Source organism: Gemmatimonadaceae bacterium (assembly GCA_019637355.1).
GTDB lineage: Bacteria > Gemmatimonadota > Gemmatimonadetes > Gemmatimonadales > Gemmatimonadaceae > Pseudogemmatithrix.
In genome coordinates, this window is sequence record JAHBVT010000001.1 from 587,072 (window position 1) to 608,373 (window position 21,302).

Here is a 21,302-nt window from a genome sequence, read left to right on the forward strand (position 1 = left end):
GTCTCTTGCCCCGTCGCGCGCCCTGCGCCCCCTTTACGCCGTCGGTAAGTTCCCCTCACGATGCCTTGGATCCCGACCTTCCTGAGCCTGCTCGCGGTGACCGGCGTGCCGCTCGCGGTGATTGCGCTACTGGCCGGTTCGGGCCGGGGCTTGGGCCGCGTGTTGCCGGTGCTCGTGAGCTTCGGAGCGGGGGCGCTGATTGGTGCGGCGGTGTTCCACCTGCTGCCCGAGGCCTACGAACGGCATCCAGCGGTGGGCTTCGTGGCGCTGAGCGTTGCGGCCGGCCTGGTGGGGTCGTACGCGGTGGAGCGCTGGCTGCACCGCTTCCAGCACACGGCGCACGAGGCGCCGCCCCAAGACGCGTCGCTCAGCGCCTTCGACGACCCGTCGATGGTGGCGGTGAGCTTCGGTGCGGATGCGGTGCACAACTTCGTGGACGGCGCGCTGATCGCGGCGGCCTTTCTCGCGGGCACGGGGCCGGGTGTGGCGACGGCGATGGCGATGCTGGCGCACGAACTGCCGCGCGAGGTGGGTACCTTCGGCGTATTCGTGCACTACGGCACGCGCCCGCGGCGGGCAGTGGCGTTCACGGCGCTGAGCGGTCTGTTGGCCTTCGTCGGCGCGGCGCTGACGCTGTGGCTGGGTGAGGAGACGGCGCACGCGGCCGAGGTGGTGGTGCCGGTGGCGGCGGGGTCGTTCCTGTTCGTGGGCGGGGCCGTGATGGCGTCGCAGCTGAAGGCGCAGCGCACCTGGGACTTGCCGCGGCAGCAGGTGATGGCCTGCGCCGCCGGCTTCGCCCTCTCGGCCGCCGCGACGCTACTGGGCGGCGGGCACTAAGCGGATCCGAAACGACGACGCCCCCGGCACCTGACGGTGCCGGGGGCGTCGCGGCCTGCCGGAGTGCGGATTACGAGATCGTCACCTGCGCGAGGTTCTGCAGTGCTTGCTGCAGGTCGCGGATCTTGTTGCGGTCGCAGGCGTTGCGGGCCTCGGTATCGAGCGTACCGGCGACGCGCTGCAGCGCCTGCTGCCGCTCGCTGCCTGTGGCGCGCTCGGCGTTGCTGATGGCGTTCCGGATATCGGTGACGCGCGAGGCGGTGAGGCAGCCGTTGCGCTCGGCCTGGTCGAGATACGCCTTGGCCAGCGCGAAGCTCGGCGGCCAGGAGAGGCGCGGCTGACCCTGTGCGTTGAACTCGGCGAAGCGGACCGTCTTGGCCGCGTCGATCTCGTTCTGCGTCAGGTGCTGGCTCGGCGTGAGCTCGGCAATGTCGATGCCGCGGGCGATCTCGGACGAGACGATGACGCCGTTGTACCAGTAGGTGGACCAGGCGCCGCCCATCTCCATCCGGTTGGCGTTCACCGGACCGCGGTCAAAGAACGCGATCTCGTACGGGTTGCGCGCGTCCGTCCAGTCGAAGACGGAGACGCCACCCTGGTACCAGGACTGCACCATAATGTCGCGGCCGGGCACCGGCACGAGCGAACCGTTGTGCGCGACGCAGTTCTCCTGGTCGGTCTGGATGGTCGGGATCTTGAAGTAGCTCTCGAACACCATCTTGCGGTTCTCGATGCGGAAGATGGCGTTGGCGCCCCACTCGTAGTTGTCGGTGGCGCGGCACTTCGGCGCGCCGCCGCCGCCCCACTCGTCCGAGAAGAGGATCTTGCTGCCGTCATTGCTGAATGTGGCGGAGTGCCAGTACGCGAAGTTGGAGTCGGCGACGGCGTCGATGCGCACCGGGTTCACCGGATCGCTGATGTCGAGCAGCAGGCCGTGGCCTTCGCAGGCGCCGCCGGCGAGGCCGAGGGCCGGGTAGACGGTGATGTCGTGGCACTGCGAGGTGGGCGAGACCGGGCCACCGGGCTGGGCGCCGCCGCCGATGAGGCGATCGACCACGCCTTGGATGCCGGCACGCAGTGCGGCGGAGTCGGCGCCCGTCGGGGCACCGGAGCCGCCGCGGGCACGGACCACGGAGTCGAGCTGCGCGCGGATGAAGCCGGCGCCGAGGACGAGCGGCAGGCCGGTCTGGGAGTTATTGACGACGAAGGCGCCGGCGGCGCGTGCGGAATCCGCACGGCTGAGAGCGACGGTCCGCTCCGCGGCGGTGGGTCCGTGCTCGTGCGGCTGGCTGAGGCCGGTGAAGATGTCGGCCCGGTTGACGATGGCCGCGGCGGCCGGGTTGGTCAGCGGGACCTTGATGATCTCGATCTTCATCAGGGACGAGCGCGGATTCTTGTCCGGCGTCTCGTTGATGCAGCCCTCGAGTTCGGAGTTCTGCCGCACGGGTGCGGAGCCGGAGACGTAGATGTAGATGTTCTCGCGGTCGCGCGGGTTCTCGACGACGGTGTGCGTGTGCGAGCCGCGGCAGGTCTGCACGCCGGCGACAAGGCGGGGCTCACGGATGTTGCTGATGTCGAAGACGCGCACGCCGCGGAAGCGCAGTGGGTTGGACTGGCCGGTGGGCGCCTGCGTGCCGCAGTCGGTGCGGCCGTTGAAGGCCTCGGCCGAGAGGAAGAGCAGGTTGCCGTAGACCGAGACGTCGTTCTGCGAGGCGGGGCAGGTGACGGCGGCGACGACGGTGGGGTTGGCCGGGTTGGAGATGTCCCAGATCACCGGACCGTTGTAGTTGCCTTGGATGGCGTAGTTGCCGGTGAAGGCGAGGTCGGAGTTGGTGATGCCGAGGAAGCCCTCGGGCGACCGGGCCGTGCCGACGATGCGCATATTGCTCGTGGCGACGCCGGCATCGAAGAGGCCGGCGGCGAGGCCGACGCGGCGGTCATTGCGGAAGGCCTCGCCGGTGGGGCCGCGCATCTGCTGGGCCGTCGGCGTGGTCTCGACGCTGCGCTGGCTGCAGGCAGCAACGACGAGCGTCGCGACGGCAAGCGCGAGTCGGGTGAACGAATGCTTCATTGGAACCCTCTGCTGAATGTGGTCGAGCTAGGGGACAACAACGGTCATTCCGGCGGCACGCCGCCGCGTTCGAGCAGCATCTGGAGCATCCGGCGGATCTCGGTGGACTGGTCCACCTCGACGTCGGCGGCAAAGCGGAAGACGGTCTCGTCGATGGCACCGCCATCGCGGATGAGTTGCTGGACCATCGTCACGGCGCCGCGGTGGTGCGAGATCATCCGTTGGAGGAAGAGCAGGTTGAAGGCCTCGCCGCGGGCGGCATCGAGCTCTGCCAACTGGGCCTCGGAGAGCATCCCGGCCATCGTGCCGTGGTCGTGGTGCATCCCGTGGCCGGCGCGTTCGTCGGCGGTGGCAGCGGGCGGCGGCGTGAGGACACCCTCGCGGCTGACACGCGGGAACGGGCGGCTGCGGTCGGCCAGCCAGCGCTGCATCAGCGTGATGTCGTCGGTCTGGGCGTTGATAATGCGCGCCGCCAGCGTCGCCAGCTCGGGGTCGCTGGTGTGTGTCGGCACCCACCGCGAGATGAGAATGGCCTGCGCGTGATGGCCGATCATATCGGTCATAAAGCGCAGGTCGGCCTCGGTGTATGGCAGGCGGATGGAGTCGGCTCGGATCTGGTCCTCGAGGGACCGGACCTGGGGGGCGCCGCCGGCTCCGCCGCGGGGGGCACAGGCCGCCAATGAGGCGGCCAGAAGCAACAGGATGGGGAGAGATCGCATTCCGAGGATACTAATGATTGGACACCCGAGACGCGGTCGGGGTTGCTCCCAATCTACCTCGGACGGCGGCGGTCGGTTTCAGCGTCGTGGGTCAGCCCGCGCGCTCCAGAGTGAGCGTGTAGCGTCCGGTTTCGCCTTCGCTCAGCGAGTTGGCGTAGATGCTGTACCGGCCGGCCCGCTCCAGCGTGAACGCGATCTGCGCGTCGGTGGTGTCGGCGCCAGGGATGTCGTCGTTGCTCTCGATGAGCGCGCCGTCGGCGGTCCGGAGGCTGAGGTAGGCATCGAAGTCGGAGGAGCGCATCGTGATGATGATGCGCTCACCGGCGCGGCCCTCGAACGTGTAGGCGTCGTAAAAGGTGCCGTCGTCCTCGAGCACGCGATCGCCCTCCTGCAAGGTGCCGGAGACGGTCTGTCCGAAGGCGATGTCGCGGGTGGCCCGTGCGTCGCCGCTGGCCGTCGCGCCGCCGCCGAGCACCTCGGCCGCCGACCCGCCACCGCTGCCGTCTGCGCTGACCTCGAGCGAGTACTCGCCGGTCTCGCCGCCTTCGAACGAGCTCACCAGGATGACGTAGGTGCCCGCACGCTCGGCCGTGAAGCTGATGCGCGAGTCGAGGTCGTCATCGTTGTAGTCATCGTTGGAATCGAGGGCATCGTCGCCGCCGAGCAGCCCGATCCGCAGGAAGCTGTCGAAGTCCTCTGAGCGCTGCGTGACGGTGACGCGCTGGCCGGCGGTGAGGTCGAGATACCAGGCCTGCACGTGCGCGCCGTCCTCGAGGGTCTGGTCGTCGGCGGCGAGCGCCGCGGTCACGGTGCGTCCGACGCTGAGGCGACGTTGCGCGTTGACCGGCTGCGCGAGCACGTCGGCGACGGACATTCCTTGCCCCTGGGCCGGGGATGCAACGGCCAGCGTGTACTCGCCCGTCTCGGCCTCGGCGAAGGAGTTCGCGCGGATCACGTAGGTGCCGTTGGACGGCCAGGTGATGCGAATGCGTGCGTCCGAACCGCCGGCGCCATCGTCGTTGCTCTCGAGCTGGTCGCCGCCGTGGCGGCCCACCGCGAGATAGGCATCGAAGTTGGAGGAGCGCAGTGTGATGATGGCGGTCTCGCCTTGGCGACCTTCGATGTACCAGAGGTGGTAGTGCGAGCCGTCATCGAGCGTCGGGTCGCTGGCGGCGAGGGCGGCGGTCTTGCTGTCGCCGACGCGGATCATCCGATCGCGGTTGACGGGCGCGCTCCAGGAATCTTGCGCGGCAAGGGCGAGCGGGGTGCCTAGCGCGGACGCGAGGAGGGCCAGCGTGGCGATCGAGCGGGTAGAGCGCATAGGAGACCTGTTGGCGAGAGAGAGGGGTGCACTACTTGGTGCCGGCCGCGGCATCGTCACTGCCGCTGGCCCAGCTGACTTCGAGGCGATACCGCCCGCTGGCGCCGGCGGCGAAGGTGTTGGCGAGGATCACGTACGTCCCATTGGCCGGGAACGTGAAGCTGAGCTGGGAATCGGTGTTGCCGCCGGAGTCGTCGTCGTTGGCGAGGAGGCGCTGTTCGCCGTGCCGCCCGATGTGCACGTAGGCGTCGAAGTCAGACGAGCGCAGCGTGATGACCACGCGCTCGCCGGCGCGCCCTTCGAGATACCAGGCATCGAAAGGCGAGTCGTCGGTGAGCGTGCACGAGTCGGCGCCGAGGCTGCCGGTGACGGGCGTACCGACGGTGATTCGGCGGGCCGGATCGACAGGCATCGCGAGCACGGCGGCGTTGGACATCGCGCTGCGAGTTGCTGCCGCGACGCCCCCGCCGCTCGCAGCACCGCCGCTCGGCGCACCTCCGCTGGTGACCTCAAGCGTGTAGGCGCCCGTGCTGCCGGGCCGCAGCATATTCGCGATGATCACGTAGACGCCGTCGCGCGGCAGGATCTGCGTGATGCGCGCGTCCGTGCCGCCGGCGCCATCGTCGTCGGTGGCCAGGGTGGCCGTGCCGCCCTGCACGCCGAGGTGCAGGAAGGCGTCGAAGTCGGCGGACTTCATCGTGATGGTGACCTGCTCGCCGGCGCGTCCTTCGTAGAACCAGGTCCCGAAGGCCGTGCGGTCGCGCAGCACGGGGTCCGACTCGGCGAGCCGTCCGCGGGCCGTCTGGCCGATTCGCAGCATCTGCGGCGCGGCGGGGCGCGCGGCGAGCACTTCGGCGATCTCGACGTGGGCGCGGCCGGCCCCGACCCGCAGCGTGTAGTCGCCGCGGGCGTCCTTGCCGATGGCGTTTGCCATCACGACGTAGCGCCCGGTGCGCGGGAAGGTGACGGTGAGGCGGGCGTTGGTGCCGCCGCCGCCATCGTCATCGTTGCCGATGATGCTGTCCGTTCCGGCGATGCCGATGCTGAGGTAGGCGTCGAAGCCGCTGGCTTCCATATCAATCTGGACGGTCTCACCGGCGCGGCCCTGGAGCACGTAGCCGTTGAAGGGGGTGTTGTCGGTGCGCACGGGGCTACGCGCACTGAGCGTGCCACGCACGGGCTGTCCGGCCGCGAGGGCGGGGAACGAATCGGCCACCGCGAGCACGTCGCGATCGGTCATCGCGGTCCAGTCGATGCTGCTGCCGTCGCGCATCTCGAGCGTGTAGCGTCCGCGTCCGTTGGGCCGCAGCGCGTTGGCGACGACGGCGTACATCCCGTTGGCCGGGAGCGCGAGCGTGATGCGCGCATTGGTGCCGCCGCCGGAGTCGTCGTCGGTGGCGAGCACCTGCTTGCCACCCACCTGGGCGACGTGTAGGTAGGTGTCGAACTCCGCCGATCGCAGGTTGAGGGTCACGCGCTGGCCGGCGCGGCCCTCGAAGTACCACACCTGGAACGGCGAGGCGTCTTCCATCGCCTCGGTGGCCTCGGCGAGGTTGCCCTCGACCGACTGGCCGATGCGGATGCGGCGATCGGTCGGCGCGCGGCCGATGACGTTCGCGGTGGCGACGGTCGGGAGCCCGGTGCGGATGCCGAGCGTGTAGGATCCGCTTGCATCGCGACCATAGGAGTTGGCGAGGATGACGTAGCGTCCGGTGCGCGGCAGCCGCGCGACGATCAGCGCGTCGCTGTTGGCGCCGGAGTCGTCATCGCGCGCGACGACGGAATCACTGCCGGCCATACCGAGGGCGAGGAAGGCGTCGAAGTCCGTGGACTCCATCGAGATCTCGACGACCTGGCCGGCGCGTCCCTCGAAGCTGTAGGCGTCGAATGAGGATCCGTCGGTGAGCAGGGCGCTCTCTGCCGTGAGCGAGCCGCGCACGGTTCCGCCGATTTCGAGGCGCGGATGCTGATCTGCCATCCGCACAGCCTCGGCGAAGGTGACCTGCACGCGCGCGATGCTCTCGAAGGCGAGCGTGTAGTCGCCGAGCGCTGCCTTGTGGACGGCGTTGGCGACGATGGTGTAGTTGCCGTCGGCCGGAAGCTCGATGCTGATGCGTGCATCGGTGCCACCGCCGCCGTCGTCATCCTGGCGCACGGACTGCTGGCGGCCGTCGACGGCGCGGGTGAGGATCAGATACGGGTCGAAGGCCGACGAGCGCATCGTGATGGAGACGCGCTGGCCTTGGGTGCCGCGGAAGGTCCAGGCGTCGAAGCGCGTGCTGTCGTCGAGGACCGGTGAGCCGAGCGTGAGCGCACCGGTGATGGTCTCGCTGAGGCGAATCTCGCCGCCGCGTCGGCGCGTGGGGGTGGGGCGCGGCGCGGCGGAACCGGGTGCCGGCGCCGCCGAGCTGGGCGCGGCGGCGGGAGGGCGTCCGCCGGCTGGCGGCGGCGGTGGCGGTGGTGCCGCGCCAGCCGGCGCGCCGGTGCCGCGGGTGGGGCGCGCCCCGCCGACGCTGCTGCGCGAGGCCACGCGCCGCGCAACGGAGTCGCGGAGTGACGGCACGACACCGGTGATGCCCCACTTGTGGTCGAAGGGCTGCACCTGCGGGACCTGCGCCTGGTTGGTCTCGGTGGAGACGCGGTCCACCACCCACATCCCGAGCTCGGCCAGGGTGACGTTGCCGTCGCCGTTGGCATCGGCCATTCCGTAGAGCCCGTTGAGCAGGAAGTAGGTGAAGGCGCCGTGCCCTTCCCACTGGTCGCCTTCCTGTGAGTCCTGCGTGCCCTCGCTGGAGACGAGGCGTCGGATGTTGGGACCGAGCGTCTGCGCAGCGCGGCTGAGCTGGTTGGAATTGAACAGCGTGCCCGAGCGGCAGGCGTCGAGGATCAGCAACACCGGGCTCTGGCCCGGCAGATAGCTCACTTCCTTATTGATGTCGTCGAGCGAGATGCCGCGGCGCGCGATGTTGGCGCTGTCCGCGTCGTGGGGCATCAGGTAGCCCTCGACGTTGTTGTGCACCTCTCGCACGCCACCGTGGCCGGCGAAGTACACGATGAGCTCGTCGTTCTCCTGCGTGGCCTCGACGAGCGATCGGTAGGTGTCGAGAAACTTCTCGCGCGTGGCATCCTGATTGAGCAGGATGACCATCGTGTCCACGTTGGCGGCCGAGGCGGGCGAGCGGAGCCAGCCGACGAAGGCCATCGCGTCGACGGAGGCGTAGCGCAGCTGCGGTATGCGCCGGTCCTGGTACTGGTCCACCCCGACGATGAGGGCGCGTCGCTTCCCGGTAACGCGCTGCTGGGTGCTGCGTTGCGGGATGACGCCGCGGGTGCCCGGGTCCTGGGCGGCGACGGGGACGGCATCGAGGCCCGCGGCGAGGGCGAGGACGAGGATGAGGCGGAGCGCGGCGCGCGGGGTCATCGGACGAAGGCGGTAGGGAAGGGCCGACGCACTAACCTGCGACGGCTTGCAGAGGGGGGCAATGGGCGGACGGCGCTACTGGTGCAGCATCCACTTGAAGTCCCGCCCGGCCGGGCATTCCACGAGCCGCGGACCCCACGTGGATACGGAGCCGTCAGTGAAGCCGGCACGCGCGTAGAGCCGCGTGGGGCCGGCCACCACGAAGGTGAAGAGATCGCCCCAGGGCGAGACGTCGCCGCGGAAGATGCCTTCGGCGTAGACGGCGATGTAGAGGCTGGTGCGGTTGTCGTAGTGCACCTTGCAGGCGGTGCTGTTCCGCGCGGCATTGCCGGAACTGAACTTTGAATCCGGCGGCAGCTCGCCCGGTTCGCCTCGAATGTTGACACCGCTGATGGCGCGGATGTTCTCATCCTGTGCCGGATCGCTGGTCCCACGTGCCGTGGCCGCCCGATCGCGGGCCTTGCCGGCCGGCTTCCCCTGGCCTGCAAGCGGAGCTGCGGCGACTGCCAGCGTGATGAGGGCAGCGAATGCGCAGGCGGCGTGACGGACAGCTCGACGGGGACGGACCGGCATCATATGGAAGGGCTCCAGCGGAAACGAGAAGGACGAGTCACTAGCGCGCATAGTGCATAGGGCGTGGGCGGCGACGCAACCATCGTGTGTCACCGTCTGCAATCGCTGTGACGGGACCGGATTGCGCGACGATGGTATTCGTCGCTTCTTCTATGTGTTCCATCGGTTCCGGCGATGGCGCGCGCGATCTCGGTGACGTGAATCACGAGGGCACGCTCGAGTGCGGAACCGTGGAATCGAAGCGGAACACGCGGTGTAGCAGGCCGCGACCTCAACGACTGCACGCCACTCCCCACCTCGTTCCCGACGCAATGCATCGCCCGATCGCCCGCTGCCTCTGGCTCGCCAGCTTCGCCGTCATCACGTCATCTACCGTCGCCGAGGCGCAGACCAAACGCGCCGTGCTTGTCGGCATCAACCGCTACGACGCCGTGAGCGCCCCGGCTGGATCGCAGCTCGCTGCCACCGCGACGACGCGACGCATCACGAACCTCAACGGCGCGCTGAACGACGCGACGGCGATGCGCGACCTCTTGGTCGGACGCTTCGGGTTTCCGGCCGCCAACGCGCGGTTGATGACGGACGGCGAGGCGACGCGTGACGCGATCATCGCGGCCGTGAACGAGACGTTGGCGCAGTCGCAGCCGGGCGACGTGGTGGTGTTCTTCTATGCAGGGCACGGCTCGCAGCGGCGCAACACGCTGTCGCCGAGCCCGAGCCGGCTGGACCAGACGATCGTGACGGCCGATGCCAACATCGGCGCCTACGACATCCGCGACAAGGAACTCGGACGGCTCTTCAATCCCTTCCTCGACAAGGGCGTGGAGCTGATCCTGATCTTCGACAGCTGCCATTCCGGTTCGATCACGCGCGGCGGTCTCTCGCAGGCAGTCGAGCGCTGGGCGGCAATCGACGAGCGCGATGCCGCCGACCCCGGGATGGCACGCGACGAGTCACCCGATCGCCGCGGTGCGCTGGTGATCTCGGCGGCGCAGGACTATCAGAGCGCGTTGGAGCGACCGGACGCGACGGGCAATCCGCGCGGCATCTTCACGGTGTCGTTGATCGAGACGCTCAACACCGTGCCGCCCGGCGAGTCGGCGGTGAACGTGTTCCGCCGCCTGCGCGCACGGATGCAGATGGACGGCGTGCCGCAGGAGCCGGTGCTCGACGCGACGATGCAGCGCCAGCAGCGCCCGGTCTTCGGCGGCGCGTCAGCGGGCGACGGCAGCACCTCGGTCGCGGTGCTGCGCGTCTCGTCGGGCGGCGTAGAGTTGCAGGGCGGGCCGGCGTTGGGCATCCGGCCGGGTGCGGTGCTGCGCAAGCTCTCCACGGGCGCCGACTCGAGCATCCGCGTCACGGTGGACAGCGTGCTCGGCATCAGCCGGACGCGCGGCCGCGTGACCACCGGCTCGGCGAACCGCGTGCAGGTCGGTGACTTGTTCGTGCTGGAGCGTTGGGTGTCGGCGCCCAGCGCGGGAATTACGCTGTATGTGCCGCCAAGCGGGCCCGACCGCGCGACGCTCGAAGCGGTGGCGGATTCGATCAGCGAACTGCGGGGCGAGGACGGCATCGAATGGCTGGACGACCTGGCGCAGCTCCCTGCCGACTCACTGCCGTTCTTCGTGATGCAATGGACGGGTGCGGGCTGGGAGCTGCGTCAGAGCGGCGGTGCGGCCATCGCGCTGCCGCGGCGTCCCACGGCCGCGGTGCTGCGTGAGCGCTTGCTGCGCGCCAAGGGCGATGCGCCGGCGGCGCGATTCTTCCTGAACCTCCCTCCGACGGCAGCAGTGGCGTCGCAACTACGCGCCGCGTTCCCGAGCGGGAGCTCGGTGGTGCTGGGCACGGAGCTGGCGACGGCGACCTACGCGCTGGTCGGCCGCATCGGCGGTGCGGGCATTCAGTACGCGCTCGTGCAACCGACGGCGTCGCAGGCGTTGGCGCAGACCTCGCCGCTGCCGCTGCGCACCGACTGGACCGAGCTCGGTGACGGCGACGCGAGCGGTTTGCGTGAGCTGACGGACAAGGCCTTCACGCTGGCGCGGGTGCGCTCGTGGTTCCTGCTCGAGGCGCCGCCGGGGGGCGCGAGCTTCCCGTACCGCCTGGCATTCCGGCGCCTCTCGGACAACGCGCTGCGTACCGAGGGCGAGTTCCGTGCGGGCGAGACCTATGAAGTGGAACTGGTCGCCGATTCAGCGGCGGTGACGAACCGCATCGAGCGCCGCCGCATCTATGTGTTCGCGATCGACTCGCACGGCAACGCCGGATTGGTCTACCCGCAGGGGGCGAACGTCGAGAACCGCGTGCCCTTCGACCGCGGACCCGACGGGCGCTGGCCGACGAACATCCCGCTGGGCCCGCAGAGTCAGTTTGGAATCGGGGCGCCGTTTGGCGTCGACTCGTTCCTGCTGCTGGCTTCGGACGAGATCATCGAGCCCTGGGCCTTCGAGTGGTCCGGCGTGCGGAGCGCGACGCGCGGAGCCGGCTCCGGTCCACTGTCGGATCTGCTTGGGGGCACGGGTACCCGGACCCGAGGCACCGTGACCCAGGCGCCGCTGAGCTGGTCGCTGGATCGCGTTGTTATCCGTACTATTGACCGTTGAATTTCCATCCACTGTCTCACCTCACACCATCCAATCCAATGCACTCGCTCCGTTCGCTCATCGCTCGAAGTCTCGCCGCGCTGCTGGTGGCCGGCGTGGTCGCACCGGTCCTCGGCGCCCAAGCGCTCCGTGCGGCCGACAATATGTACACGGTCGAGGAGCTGCGGAGCATCGCAGACCAGGTGATCCGCGATCGCGTGCAGCGCTTTGGGCGCGACACCGACCCGCAGCGTCGGGCGGATATCGGCGGGCTGATCAACACGATCCAGCGCACGGTGGGTTACAGCGCGCACCCGCTGAAGTGGGAGATCGTGATGGACTCCTCGTTGAACGCCTCGGCGATCCCAGGCGGCGGGATGCTGATCAACGTCGGCCTCGCGCTGTACTGCGACCAGTACGCCGGCCCGCGATCGGGTAACGACGCGACGCGTAAGCGGCGCATCTATATGGGATGCCTGGCGGCGGTGATCGGCCACGAATTCGGGCACCTTGAGCTCGGTCACACCGAGAACCTCGGCCAGACGATCAATCGTCGGCAGGAGATGCAGCGACGGTTGCGAATGGCCTCGAAGTTCAGCGAGGCGGTGCGTGACTCGGTGCTGATGGCGGCGACGCGCTTTGAGCGGAACCAGGAGCTGGAGGCGGACCGCGCCGGTGCAATCTACATCCTGCGTGTGGGCTACGAAGTGCAGGACGCGATCGACCTCTTTGACTCGATGGACCGCGACGAGCGCAACAGCCCGGCGTGGCGCAACCGCATCACCTGGACCGGAGGTCACCCGCGCTCGGCCGAGCGCGTGGCGATGCTGGAGATTGCGCGTGGCGAGCTGAAGCTGCTGCAGCGCGACTACGACGACGCGATCGCGCTGATCCAGGCCGAGGAACTGCCGGACACGGCGCTGGCGATGCTGGACCGCGTGTTGGCGGCCTTCCCGAACCTGGCGGCGGCGCGGCACGCACGCGCGGTGGTGCTGGCGCAGCAGTGGCTGGCCGGTGCGGACCCGAGCGAGCTGCGCGTGCGCCCGATGCTGCCGGCCTACGACGCCCGCTTTATGGGCTCGATCCGCGGTTCGAACCCGAACCAGGGTCGGGCGGCCCGAGCGCCTGCCCGCGAGGCGTTCACGGCGCTGTTCCACCGCGACGCGCATCCGTACACGCTGGCGAACCTGGCGGTGATCGAGGCCTACGACGGCGACATCAACGGGGCCATCGAGAAGGCGAACCTCGCGGCATCGAAGGCGCCGCGTGACCCGGCGGTGCTCAACAACCTCGGCATCGTCTTGTTCCTCGCCAACCGCAACGCCGAGGCCAAGGACGCCTTCCAGCGTGCGGAGCAGGCGGCGGGCAACAATCCGTCGCCGCAGATCCTGTTCAACAACGCGCGCATCGCGGCGGCCACGGGTGACAACGCGTCGGCCGCGCGCTACGCCAGCCGCTACCTGCAGCGTGATCGCGGGTCGAACTGGTCGCGCGAGGCGCAGACACTCGGCGGCACTGGCGGCGGCAATGCCGGTGGCAACGCGGGTGGTGGTAACGCCGGCAGCGCCGCGCCCGCGGCGCGCACGGCGCCGATGCCGAGCATCAACGGCGCGGAGCTCGGTGCCGCGCGCTCGCGCCTCGTGGCAGCGCTGGGCGAGCCGGACGGCGGCCAGGACGCGGCGGGCACGGTGTGGCGGTATCCGGCCCGCGGCCTGACCGTACTGCTCGACGAAGAAGGCCGTTCGAAGATGTTCATCGTCGAAAGCCGCGCCGGCGGAGCGCTCGGCGGCGTGACCGTCGGCGACCGATACGACGCGGTCACCCGCGCACAGGGCCAGCCGGATCTGGAGCAGCAGGCGCAACAGGGGACGGTGTACCGCTGGAATCGCGGCGGCTGGAACCTCCTGACCATCGTGAACAACGGAGCCGTTATCGCCGTCGGTGCTGGCCGAAACTGAGTATGCGTGAAGTAGTTGCAGGACTCGTCCTCCTCGCCGCGGCGGCTTCGCCGCTCGCGGCGCAGGAGCGGCGGGGGATCGTAGAGATCGAGCACCGCAGCGGCAACGCGCGGTTCATCTACATCGACGGAACGCGCGCGGACACGAGCGAGGTGGGGGCGAACCCCACCGTGCGCGTGCCCCGCGGCGTGTCCGTGCAGGTGCGCGTGGTGGGGACGAACACGGCGCTGTATCGCTTCGGCACCAAGGCGGAGGTGCAGCCGGCGCCGGACCTCGACGCCGTGCGGTCGTTGGTGCTGCGCTCGGCGCCGTTTATGCCCGAGCTGCGCACGGTGGCCTCCGCGCTCGGCGGGCGCGGGGGCGAGGACGCCGCCGAGGCGGAAGCCGCGATGGCCGATGCCGACCGACGGTTGCTGGAGGAGACCACGCTCGGGGTACGCAATGCACTCGGGCGGGTGGACCGCGCCGTATACGGGCGTGCCGGGCTGCAGCAGTACCTGACGACGACGCTGTATGCGCTGGAGCAGATGCGCCTCGGTGAGCGGCCGGAGACGGCGGCGGAGGAGTTGCAGGCGCTGCTCCCACAGCCCGTGGCCTGCGGCGATGATGCCCCGGTGCGGCTACGCACGGCGCAGGAGCTGCTGGCGGGCGTGTTTTCGGCGGCGCGCGCGCAGGCCGAGCTGAGCGATGCCATCGGCGGCCCGGCGTACCCGGGGCAGCTCGCGTGGCGCAGCGCGTACGACACCGCGTTGGTGGTGGAGGCGCGGGCGCACGACGCGCTGGCGGAGTTTGAGTCGCTGGTGGGCACCGCGTACCGCCTGGAGCGGTTGGCTGGCGTGGTGGCGGGCGCGTGCTCCGTGCGCGACGTCGGCAGCGCGACGCCTGGCCTGACCAGCGGCAGTACGATCACCGTGACAGTGACGCCGCGCAGCGAAAGCGAATTGCTCCGTGTGGCGGACCTCGGCTCGGCCAGCTGGACGGTGACGGTGCAGCGCCGCGTGATGCTGGGGACGGCGCTGAGCATCGGCGGGGCGGTGTCGCCGCAGGCGCTGTTCCCGATCTACGGGACGTCGGCGGTGGGCGGCGGGTACGAGGTCGTCGAAACGGGCGCGGTGGATGCGCGCTTCGGCGCCGCAGGGATGTTGGGCTTCACCTATGGCGTGTTGGACCGGCGCGAGGAGAACGGGACGGCCATCTGGTTCCCTGAGTTCGCGGTGACGGCGGTGCGGAATCCCGGCTTCGGCGTGGGCGTCGGCTATAGCTGGAACACGCTGCGCCTCGGCGTCGGTGGAATGTGGACTCGCCGTCGCGTGCTCAACGGTACGCCAGTTGGCACGTTGCTCGCGGATCCCTCGGAGCTGCGCCAGACGGATTCGTACGGGCGCCCGGAGCTGTATCTGTCCCTGTCCGTCTTTGACTGGTCGCCGTTGGCGCGTCGGTTGCAGTGAGCGCGGTCCGCGGCCTGCGCCGCACGTGGAGTGTCGTGGTCGCGCTTGCCCTCGCCTGCGCGCCGGCGACGCGGGCTGCGCCGGGCGCGCGCGCGATCGACGCGCGCCCGGTGCTGCACATCGTCTCCATCGCGATCGAGGACTACGCGCCGCCGCTGGAGCGGCAGCCCGGCGCGCTGCAGTCGGCGGTCGCGCTGCGAGACTCGCTGCGCGCGGTCGCAGGCGCTGTGTATGCTGTCCGTACGCACGCGCTCAGCGGGGCGGGGGCCACGGCGACTGCCGTCCACGCTCTCTTGAGCACCATCGCGCGGGACATTCGCGCCGACGACCAACTGTTCCTGTACTTCCGGGGCGCCGGTAGCGCCTCAGCCCTGCACCTCGCAGATGGCGGTACGCTGCGGCCCAACGAGCTCGGCGGCTGGCTGGCCAAGCTGCGCAGCCGAACGCAGGTGGTGGTGCTCGACGCCGCGGATGCGGCGGGGTTCATCCACGCGATGCGCCCCAAGCTGACGGCGCCGCGCGAGGCGCTGCGTGCCGCCCGTGACCTCACGGCGTTTGGCGTGCCGGGCGCGCCGGTGATGGTGTCGGACCTGCGCGGCCGGCAGCAGACGGCACTGGGCGTCGAGTTCCTGCGCGCCTTGGGTGACGAGCGGCGCGCCGCGCGGGTGGTGCTGGCGTCGGCGTTGGCCACCCGCGTGCTCGAGCGGATGGACACGCCGGTGATGGTCTATCAGTCCGGCCGCGACCTCGTGCTCGGCGCGCGAGCCGAGCCGGCCGCGCTGGCCGATGCCGCGGCCATCCGGGACACGACGCCGTGGCGGACCACCTGCGGCGCATCCTGCCCGATGATCACCGTGACGGCGGTGGAACAGCGCATCACGCTGGTCGGGCGCGCGCCGGAGCTGGCGCCCGATGCGCTGGTGTTCGTGAACGGCCGGCGCGTGCGCTGGATGGGTGACCGCTTTGAGGTGGAACTGCCGCCCGGAGCGCTGCGCCTGCCGCTGCGCGTGCGCGCGCTCTTGCCCGACGGCAGCCGCCTGGAGCAGGCGCTACCGCCGCCCTGAGACGCTAGAGCACCACGGCGGTGCCGGAGGCGCAGACCATCAGCATCCCGCCCGACTTGCCGACGGTGATGTTCTCGTAGTCGAGGTCCACGCCGACGACGGCGTTGCCCCCCATCGCTGCGGCTTCCTCGGCCATCTCCTGGAGCGCGACGTCGCGAGCCTTGCGCAGCTCCTCCTCATAGGCGCCGGAGCGTCCGCCGACGATGTCACGCACCCCGGCGAGGAAGTCGCGGAAGATGTTGGCGCCGAGGATGGCTTCGCCGGTGACGATGCCAAGGGTCTTCTTGACGGGGCGGCCTTCGATGGCGGGCGTGGTGACGAGCAGCACGGGATGAGTCCTGGTAAGAGTCGCGGGAAAGTGCATCACCCCTTGCCCCGCGTCCAGCCGGGCGTTGCTTTCAGCCTATGGCCTCGACGCTGCTCGCCCTGCTGGACGACATCACCACGTTGCTCGACGACGTCGCCGTCCTGAGCAAGGTCGCGGTCAAGAAGACGTCGGGCGTGGTCGGGGATGACCTCGCGCTGAACGCCGAGCAGGTGACGGGATTCAAGCCGGACCGCGAGCTGCCGGTGGTGTGGGCGGTGGCCAAGGGGTCGCTGGTCAACAAGGCGATCCTGGTGCCGGCGGCGCTGCTGATCAGCGCCTTCGCGCCGCGGCTGATCGTGCCGCTGCTGATGATCGGTGGCGTGTACCTCTGCTACGAAGGCTTCGAGAAGGTGGCGCACAAGCTGCTGCATCGGCGCGACGCCGAGGAGCAGGCGCGGCGGCTGGAGCGCGTGGCGGCGCTGGCGCACCCCGAGGTGGACCTCGTCGCGCTCGAGCGCACGCGCATCCGCGGCGCCATCCGCACGGACTTCATCCTCTCGGCGGAGATCGTCGTCATCGCGCTAGGGACGATGGCCAACGCGCCGCTCGGACAGCAGGTGGTGGCCCTGAGCCTGATTGGCGTCGGCATCACCGTGCTCGTCTACGGCCTCGTGGCGGGCATCGTCAAGCTCGACGACCTCGGCACGCAGCTGCTGCGCGCAGAGGGCAGGCACGGCGTGGCGGCGTCGAGCCGCGCCTTCGGTGCGGCGATCCTGCGGATGGCGCCGTGGCTGATGCGGACGCTCTCGGTGGTGGGCACCGGTGCGATGTTCCTCGTGGGCGGGAGCATCGTGGCGCACGGGCTGCCGGTGATTGCAGGCCTGCTGGATCACGTGACCGACGGCGGTGGCGGGCTCGGCGGGGCCTTCGTGAAGTTGTTGCTCGACGCGTTGGTGGGTGTGCTGGTCGGCGCGGTGATGGTCGGCGCCGAGGCACTCGTGCGACGTCTACGCCGCCTCCGGGACCCACGCGCGGGCTAGTCCCCGCAGCTGGAGCAGCCCGACCATAGCAAAGAGCAGTCCGATGCCGCCGAGGAAGAGCACGAGCACGTCCATCCCCGGCACGAGTACCGAGTTGGCGGGGTCCGCTGGGTCCACGTACACCGGGTGGCGGCTCCCCGGAGCGTAGCGTGCTTGCAGGGTTTCGGCGCCCGCACTCGCGTCGGGGAACGTGTTGAGGCCGAACGACAGTCGCCGGCCCTCGTACGCCGCTCCTTCCCAGGTGTAACGATAGTGGACCCTCGGACGCCATTGCTTCCGGCCGGTGCGCGCTTCGACGCCTTGCGTGAGGGAAGTGTTCAAAATTTCTGCATCCACGGCGACCCAATGCATCGATGCGCGCCCGCTGAGCACCTCTCCTGTGCTCCACATCACTACTCCGATGCCCGCGACTGTCAAACCCGTGAACAGCACGGCTGCGGCAACCGAGGTCTGCTCGCGTAGCTTGCTGCCGGGCGACGTCAGTGCCTGCCAGAAAGCGGGCGGAGCGAGGAACAGAATCAAGCCGAGCGCGCAGAACCCGAGTCCGCCGAGAAGGAGCGATTGGACCATCGCGAAAATGTACGCGGAACCCGCGTAGCCAGCACGCGGCGATGAGGGTAGAATCCCAAACTCCTCAGCCCACGCTATGTCCCGATTGGTCGACCCGCGCGCACTCGTCGCCGCGCTGCTGCTCAGCATCGTCCCCGCGCCCACGTCGGCGCAGAATGCACTGGATCCCGAGGTCGCCGCTGCCGACGCCCGCCGCGTCGCGGGTGATACGGTCGGGTTGGTCGCCCAGTATGAGCGCGCACTGCAGCGGCTCGAAGCCGCGCCCGCACCGAACGCACGTTCCATAGAGCAGGCACTGCGCGGGCTGTCGATCCTGCACTTCCGCCAACGCAACACGGCGGCGGCGCTGGCATACCAGGAGCGCCTCGCCCCGTTGATGGACTCGGTCGCCGGCCCACAATCCTTGGCGACGGCGCAGGAGTGGCACAACCTGGGCGTGCTGCGCTCGATGGCCGGGCGGCAGGACGATGCGCTGGTAGCCAGCGAGCGTGCGCTGGCGGTGCGTGAGCGCGAGCTCCCGGCGGGCGACGCGCTGACGAAGACGACGCAGCGCCAGCTCGCGACCTCCCTGCGCGACCGGGCGCGTCGCGCCGCACAGTCCGGCGCGCTCGTGAATGCCTGGAACGACTATGACCGCGCGATGAAGCTCTCCGAGGCGGCGGACGGACCGGACGCCGAGCCGACGCTGCAGGCACTGCTCGGGCTCGTGCAGCTTTTCGACGCGATCGGCAGGTCGGGAGACTCGCAGGTGCTGATGGCCGTTGGGCCGCAGCGTGCCGTCGCCGTGGGAGAGCGCGCCCTCGCCGTGCTGCAGCGCGAGTTCGGCGCGGATGACCAGCGGGTGCGCCGCATCGCCGCGGACCTCGAAGTGATGCGCACAGGCGCAACGGCGATGTCGATCGACCCACGCGCCACGCGCGATGCGGCGGCGCGGGCCGCAGCGGCCGCGGAATCGGCCTACGGCCCCGACACGCGAGAGACGGCGCAAGCGCTGCTGCGCCTCGGCGTGGCGCAAGGCGACCTGCGCGAGTTCGCTGCGGCCCGTACCACGCTCGAACGCGCCTTGGCGATCCGCACGCGCACGGACGGCGCCGCATCGGAGCCGGTGGCAGAGCTCCAGCGCCGGCTCGGCGATCTCCTGCGCGCCGAACGCCGGATGCCCGAGGCGCGCGCGCAGCTCGAACGTGCGCTGGCGACCGCCGAAGGCGCGCTCGGCCGCGACGCCGCCGGCCTCGCGCCTTTCCTGCGGTCGCTCGCCGGCCTGATGGGCGACCTCGGCGATCAGCAGCAAGAGCGGGCTCTGGTCGCGCGGGCCGATCGCGTCGAAGGGGCCGCGACGGCCGGCGCTGGAAGCCCGGAGGCTGCGCTGCGCGACGTGCTGCGCGCGACCGAGCTTGAATCGCGCGGCGACCGCGCCGGGGCACGTCGGCTGCGCGAGGGCGCGCTGCGCACGCTGGAGCCACAGTTTGGACCGAGCCACATCATCGTGGCGACGGTGCAGTTTGCGCTGGCGCGGGACCTCATCGCGCTGGAGGACTACGCCGGCGCCGAGCGACTCGTGCGGCGCGGGATGGAGACGGCGGCGAACACTTTCGGCGTGGAGTCGCCGGAGTACGCCGTGGCGATGACGATGCTCGCCAGCGTCGCGTCGGCGCGAAAGGACTATCCGGAGGCCGAACGCCTGCTGCGGCAGGTGGTCGCGCTCAACGACCGCACGCTCGGGCCTGGGCATCCACAGGGCTTCGCGCGGCGCTTCGACCTGGCGGACGTGATGCTCACGCAGCGCAAGTTCGATGAGGGCGGACGCTACGTGCTGGAGTCGGCGACGCTCGTGGACCGCTACGCGCGCGAGATCCTGCCGACGCTCTCGGTGGCCGAGCAGCAGGCATTCCTTGAGACGACGCTTCCGTACGCGACGGCCTTCCTGTTGATGAGCGCGCACGCCTCGCCGGATCTCGTGCCCGCGGCCTACGACCGCTTGGCCGGCTGGAAGGGCCTGCTGCTGCGCGGCATCGACCGGCAAGCGGCGGTGGCGCGGCTGGCCGACGATCCGCGCGCGCGGCAAGACGTGCAGCGCGTGTCGGTCGTGCGCGGCGAGCTAGCGTCACTCGTGCAAAACGTATCGTCGATGGAACCGGCGGCGTACCGGCAGCATCTCGAGCGGCTCACGAACGAGAAGGAACGCCTCGAGCGCAGGCTTGCCGAGCTCGTGCCGGAGGCGCCGGATGCTTGGCGGGGCAGCGCCGCGCTGAGCGCGCAGTTGCCACTGGGTACGGCGTTCGTGGATGTATTCCGCTCCGGGGCCGGCACGCAGGCGCGCTACGACGCCATCATCACAGTCGCGCGCCGTGCTCCAATCAAGGTTGACCTCGGTCCGGCGGCGCGCATCGAGCAGCGCGTGGCGGCCTGGCGCACGGCCGTGACCGGCGATCGCTTTGCCATCGACGAGTTCTGGGCCTTGGTGAGCGCGACGATCGATCCGATCGCGCGGGCGCTGCCGGAGAAGCTCGCCTTCGTGTGGATCAGCCCCGACGCGCAGCTCTCGCGTGTGCCGTGGGCGACGCTCGCCGCGTACAACGACCGGATCAAGGACGCGCAGGCGGCACAGGTGCCGTCGGCGCGGGCGCTGGTGTCGTTGTTGGCGGCGCCGACGCTAGCAGACGGCGGCGACCTCGTGCTGGTGGGCGACGTGGACTTTGAGGCGGGCCCGCGCGCCGCGCAGCGCCCGAGCACGCGCTGGACGCCGTTGCCTGGCACGGGGACCGAGGTGCGCGCCATTGCATCCATCGCCGACAGCGCGAAGGTGCCGACGCGGCGCGTGGCGGGTGCGACGGCCACGCCGAGCGCGGTGACGCAGGCCTTGGTGGGTGCGCGCGTGGCGCACCTCGCCACGCACGGCTTCTTCTTTGGCGAAAGCGAGGCGGTGTACAACAGCCGTGGCGTGGTGGGCGTGGCGCCGGCGGGTCTGAACGCCGCGCCCGCCTCACGCAATCCGCTGGCCGAGAGTGGGCTCGCACTCGCAGGCGCCAACGTGAACGCGGCAGGGAACCTCACGGCCGAGCAGATCCTCGGGCTCGACCTGCGCCGGCTCAAGCTCGTGGTGCTCTCCGCCTGTGAGACGGGCCGCGGCGCCGAAGTCACGGGGCAGGGTGTGCTCGGCTTGCAGGCGTCGCTGCTCGCGGCCGGCACGCGGGGGATGCTGATGAGCCTCTGGAAGGTGCCGGACGAGAGCACGGCCTTCTTGATGGAACGCTTCTACATCTACTACCTCGACGGCTACGCCGCGCCGGTGGCGCTGCGTCAGGCGCAGGGCGACGTGCTCGGGCGCGAGGAGTTCAAGAACCCCGTACACTGGGCCGGCTGGGTGTTCGTGGGCGGGCGCGACGGCTGA

The 21,302-nt window shown here is 70.2% G+C and carries 14 protein-coding genes; 7 read left to right on the plus strand and 7 right to left on the minus strand.

All coding sequences use genetic code 11. The features are described 5' to 3' along the window. Window positions 1-60: 60 nt before the first annotated feature. Complete coding sequence (locus KF689_02620; GenBank protein ID MBX3132268.1) at window positions 61-837, plus strand: ZIP family metal transporter; 777 nt, start codon at window positions 61-63, stop codon at window positions 835-837. A 70-nt stretch (window positions 838-907) separates the two neighbouring features. Here KF689_02620 and KF689_02625 read toward each other — a convergent pair whose 3' ends face one another. From KF689_02625 to KF689_02645, 5 genes are all read right to left on the minus strand, one after another. After that, the gene (locus KF689_02625) at window positions 908-2,908 is read right to left on the minus strand and encodes a hypothetical protein (GenBank protein ID MBX3132269.1); all 2,001 of its coding nucleotides are present in this window, start codon (window positions 2,906-2,908) and stop codon (window positions 908-910) included. 44 nt (window positions 2,909-2,952) lie between these two features. Beyond that, a complete protein-coding gene (locus KF689_02630) occupies window positions 2,953-3,627 on the minus strand; it encodes a DUF305 domain-containing protein (GenBank protein MBX3132270.1) in 675 nt (224 codons plus the stop codon). A 91-nt stretch (window positions 3,628-3,718) separates the two neighbouring features. Then, entirely contained in the window at window positions 3,719-4,948 is a 1,230-nt protein-coding gene (locus tag KF689_02635) for a PPC domain-containing protein (GenBank protein MBX3132271.1), read from the minus strand. Window positions 4,949-4,979: 31 nt separating this feature from the next. Next, window positions 4,980-8,369 (minus strand): caspase family protein, encoded by a 3,390-nt coding sequence (locus KF689_02640; protein MBX3132272.1) that lies wholly within the window; start codon window positions 8,367-8,369, stop codon window positions 4,980-4,982. A gap of 75 nt (window positions 8,370-8,444) precedes the next feature. After that, a complete protein-coding gene (locus tag KF689_02645) occupies window positions 8,445-8,993 on the minus strand; it encodes a hypothetical protein (protein ID MBX3132273.1) in 549 nt (182 codons plus the stop codon). 260 nt (window positions 8,994-9,253) lie between these two features. Here KF689_02645 and KF689_02650 point away from each other — a divergent pair, with 260 nt between their 5' ends. From KF689_02650 to KF689_02665, 4 genes are read left to right on the plus strand one after another with little or no spacing between them, the layout of a single operon-like run. Next, entirely contained in the window at window positions 9,254-11,545 is a 2,292-nt protein-coding gene (locus KF689_02650; protein ID MBX3132274.1) for a caspase family protein, read from the plus strand. 38 nt (window positions 11,546-11,583) lie between these two features. Further along, complete coding sequence (locus KF689_02655) at window positions 11,584-13,482, plus strand: M48 family metalloprotease (protein MBX3132275.1); 1,899 nt, start codon at window positions 11,584-11,586, stop codon at window positions 13,480-13,482. Between the two features lie 2 nt (window positions 13,483-13,484). Continuing rightward, complete coding sequence (locus KF689_02660; protein MBX3132276.1) at window positions 13,485-14,930, plus strand: hypothetical protein; 1,446 nt, start codon at window positions 13,485-13,487, stop codon at window positions 14,928-14,930. After that, window positions 14,927-15,994 (plus strand): hypothetical protein, encoded by a 1,068-nt coding sequence (locus KF689_02665; protein MBX3132277.1) that lies wholly within the window; start codon window positions 14,927-14,929, stop codon window positions 15,992-15,994. The genes KF689_02660 and KF689_02665 overlap by 4 nt, the downstream gene beginning before the upstream one ends. A gap of 4 nt (window positions 15,995-15,998) precedes the next feature. On the opposite strand, the gene KF689_02670 is transcribed toward KF689_02665, so the two are convergent. Then, a complete protein-coding gene (locus KF689_02670) occupies window positions 15,999-16,358 on the minus strand; it encodes a heavy metal-binding domain-containing protein (GenBank protein ID MBX3132278.1) in 360 nt (119 codons plus the stop codon). Between the two features lie 41 nt (window positions 16,359-16,399). Here KF689_02670 and KF689_02675 point away from each other — a divergent pair, with 41 nt between their 5' ends. Then, on the plus strand, window positions 16,400-17,341 hold the full coding sequence (locus KF689_02675; GenBank protein ID MBX3132279.1) for a DUF808 domain-containing protein: 942 nt from the start codon (window positions 16,400-16,402) through the stop codon (window positions 17,339-17,341). Here the strand turns inward: KF689_02675 and KF689_02680 are convergent. Then, window positions 17,309-17,911: a DUF3592 domain-containing protein gene (locus KF689_02680; GenBank protein ID MBX3132280.1), complete on the minus strand. Its 603-nt coding sequence runs from the start codon at window positions 17,909-17,911 to the stop codon at window positions 17,309-17,311. The two genes, KF689_02675 and KF689_02680, sit on opposite strands and share 33 nt — an antisense overlap. A gap of 76 nt (window positions 17,912-17,987) precedes the next feature. Between KF689_02680 and KF689_02685 the strand changes: the two genes are divergently transcribed. Beyond that, window positions 17,988-21,302 (plus strand): CHAT domain-containing protein, encoded by a 3,315-nt coding sequence (locus KF689_02685; GenBank protein MBX3132281.1) that lies wholly within the window; start codon window positions 17,988-17,990, stop codon window positions 21,300-21,302.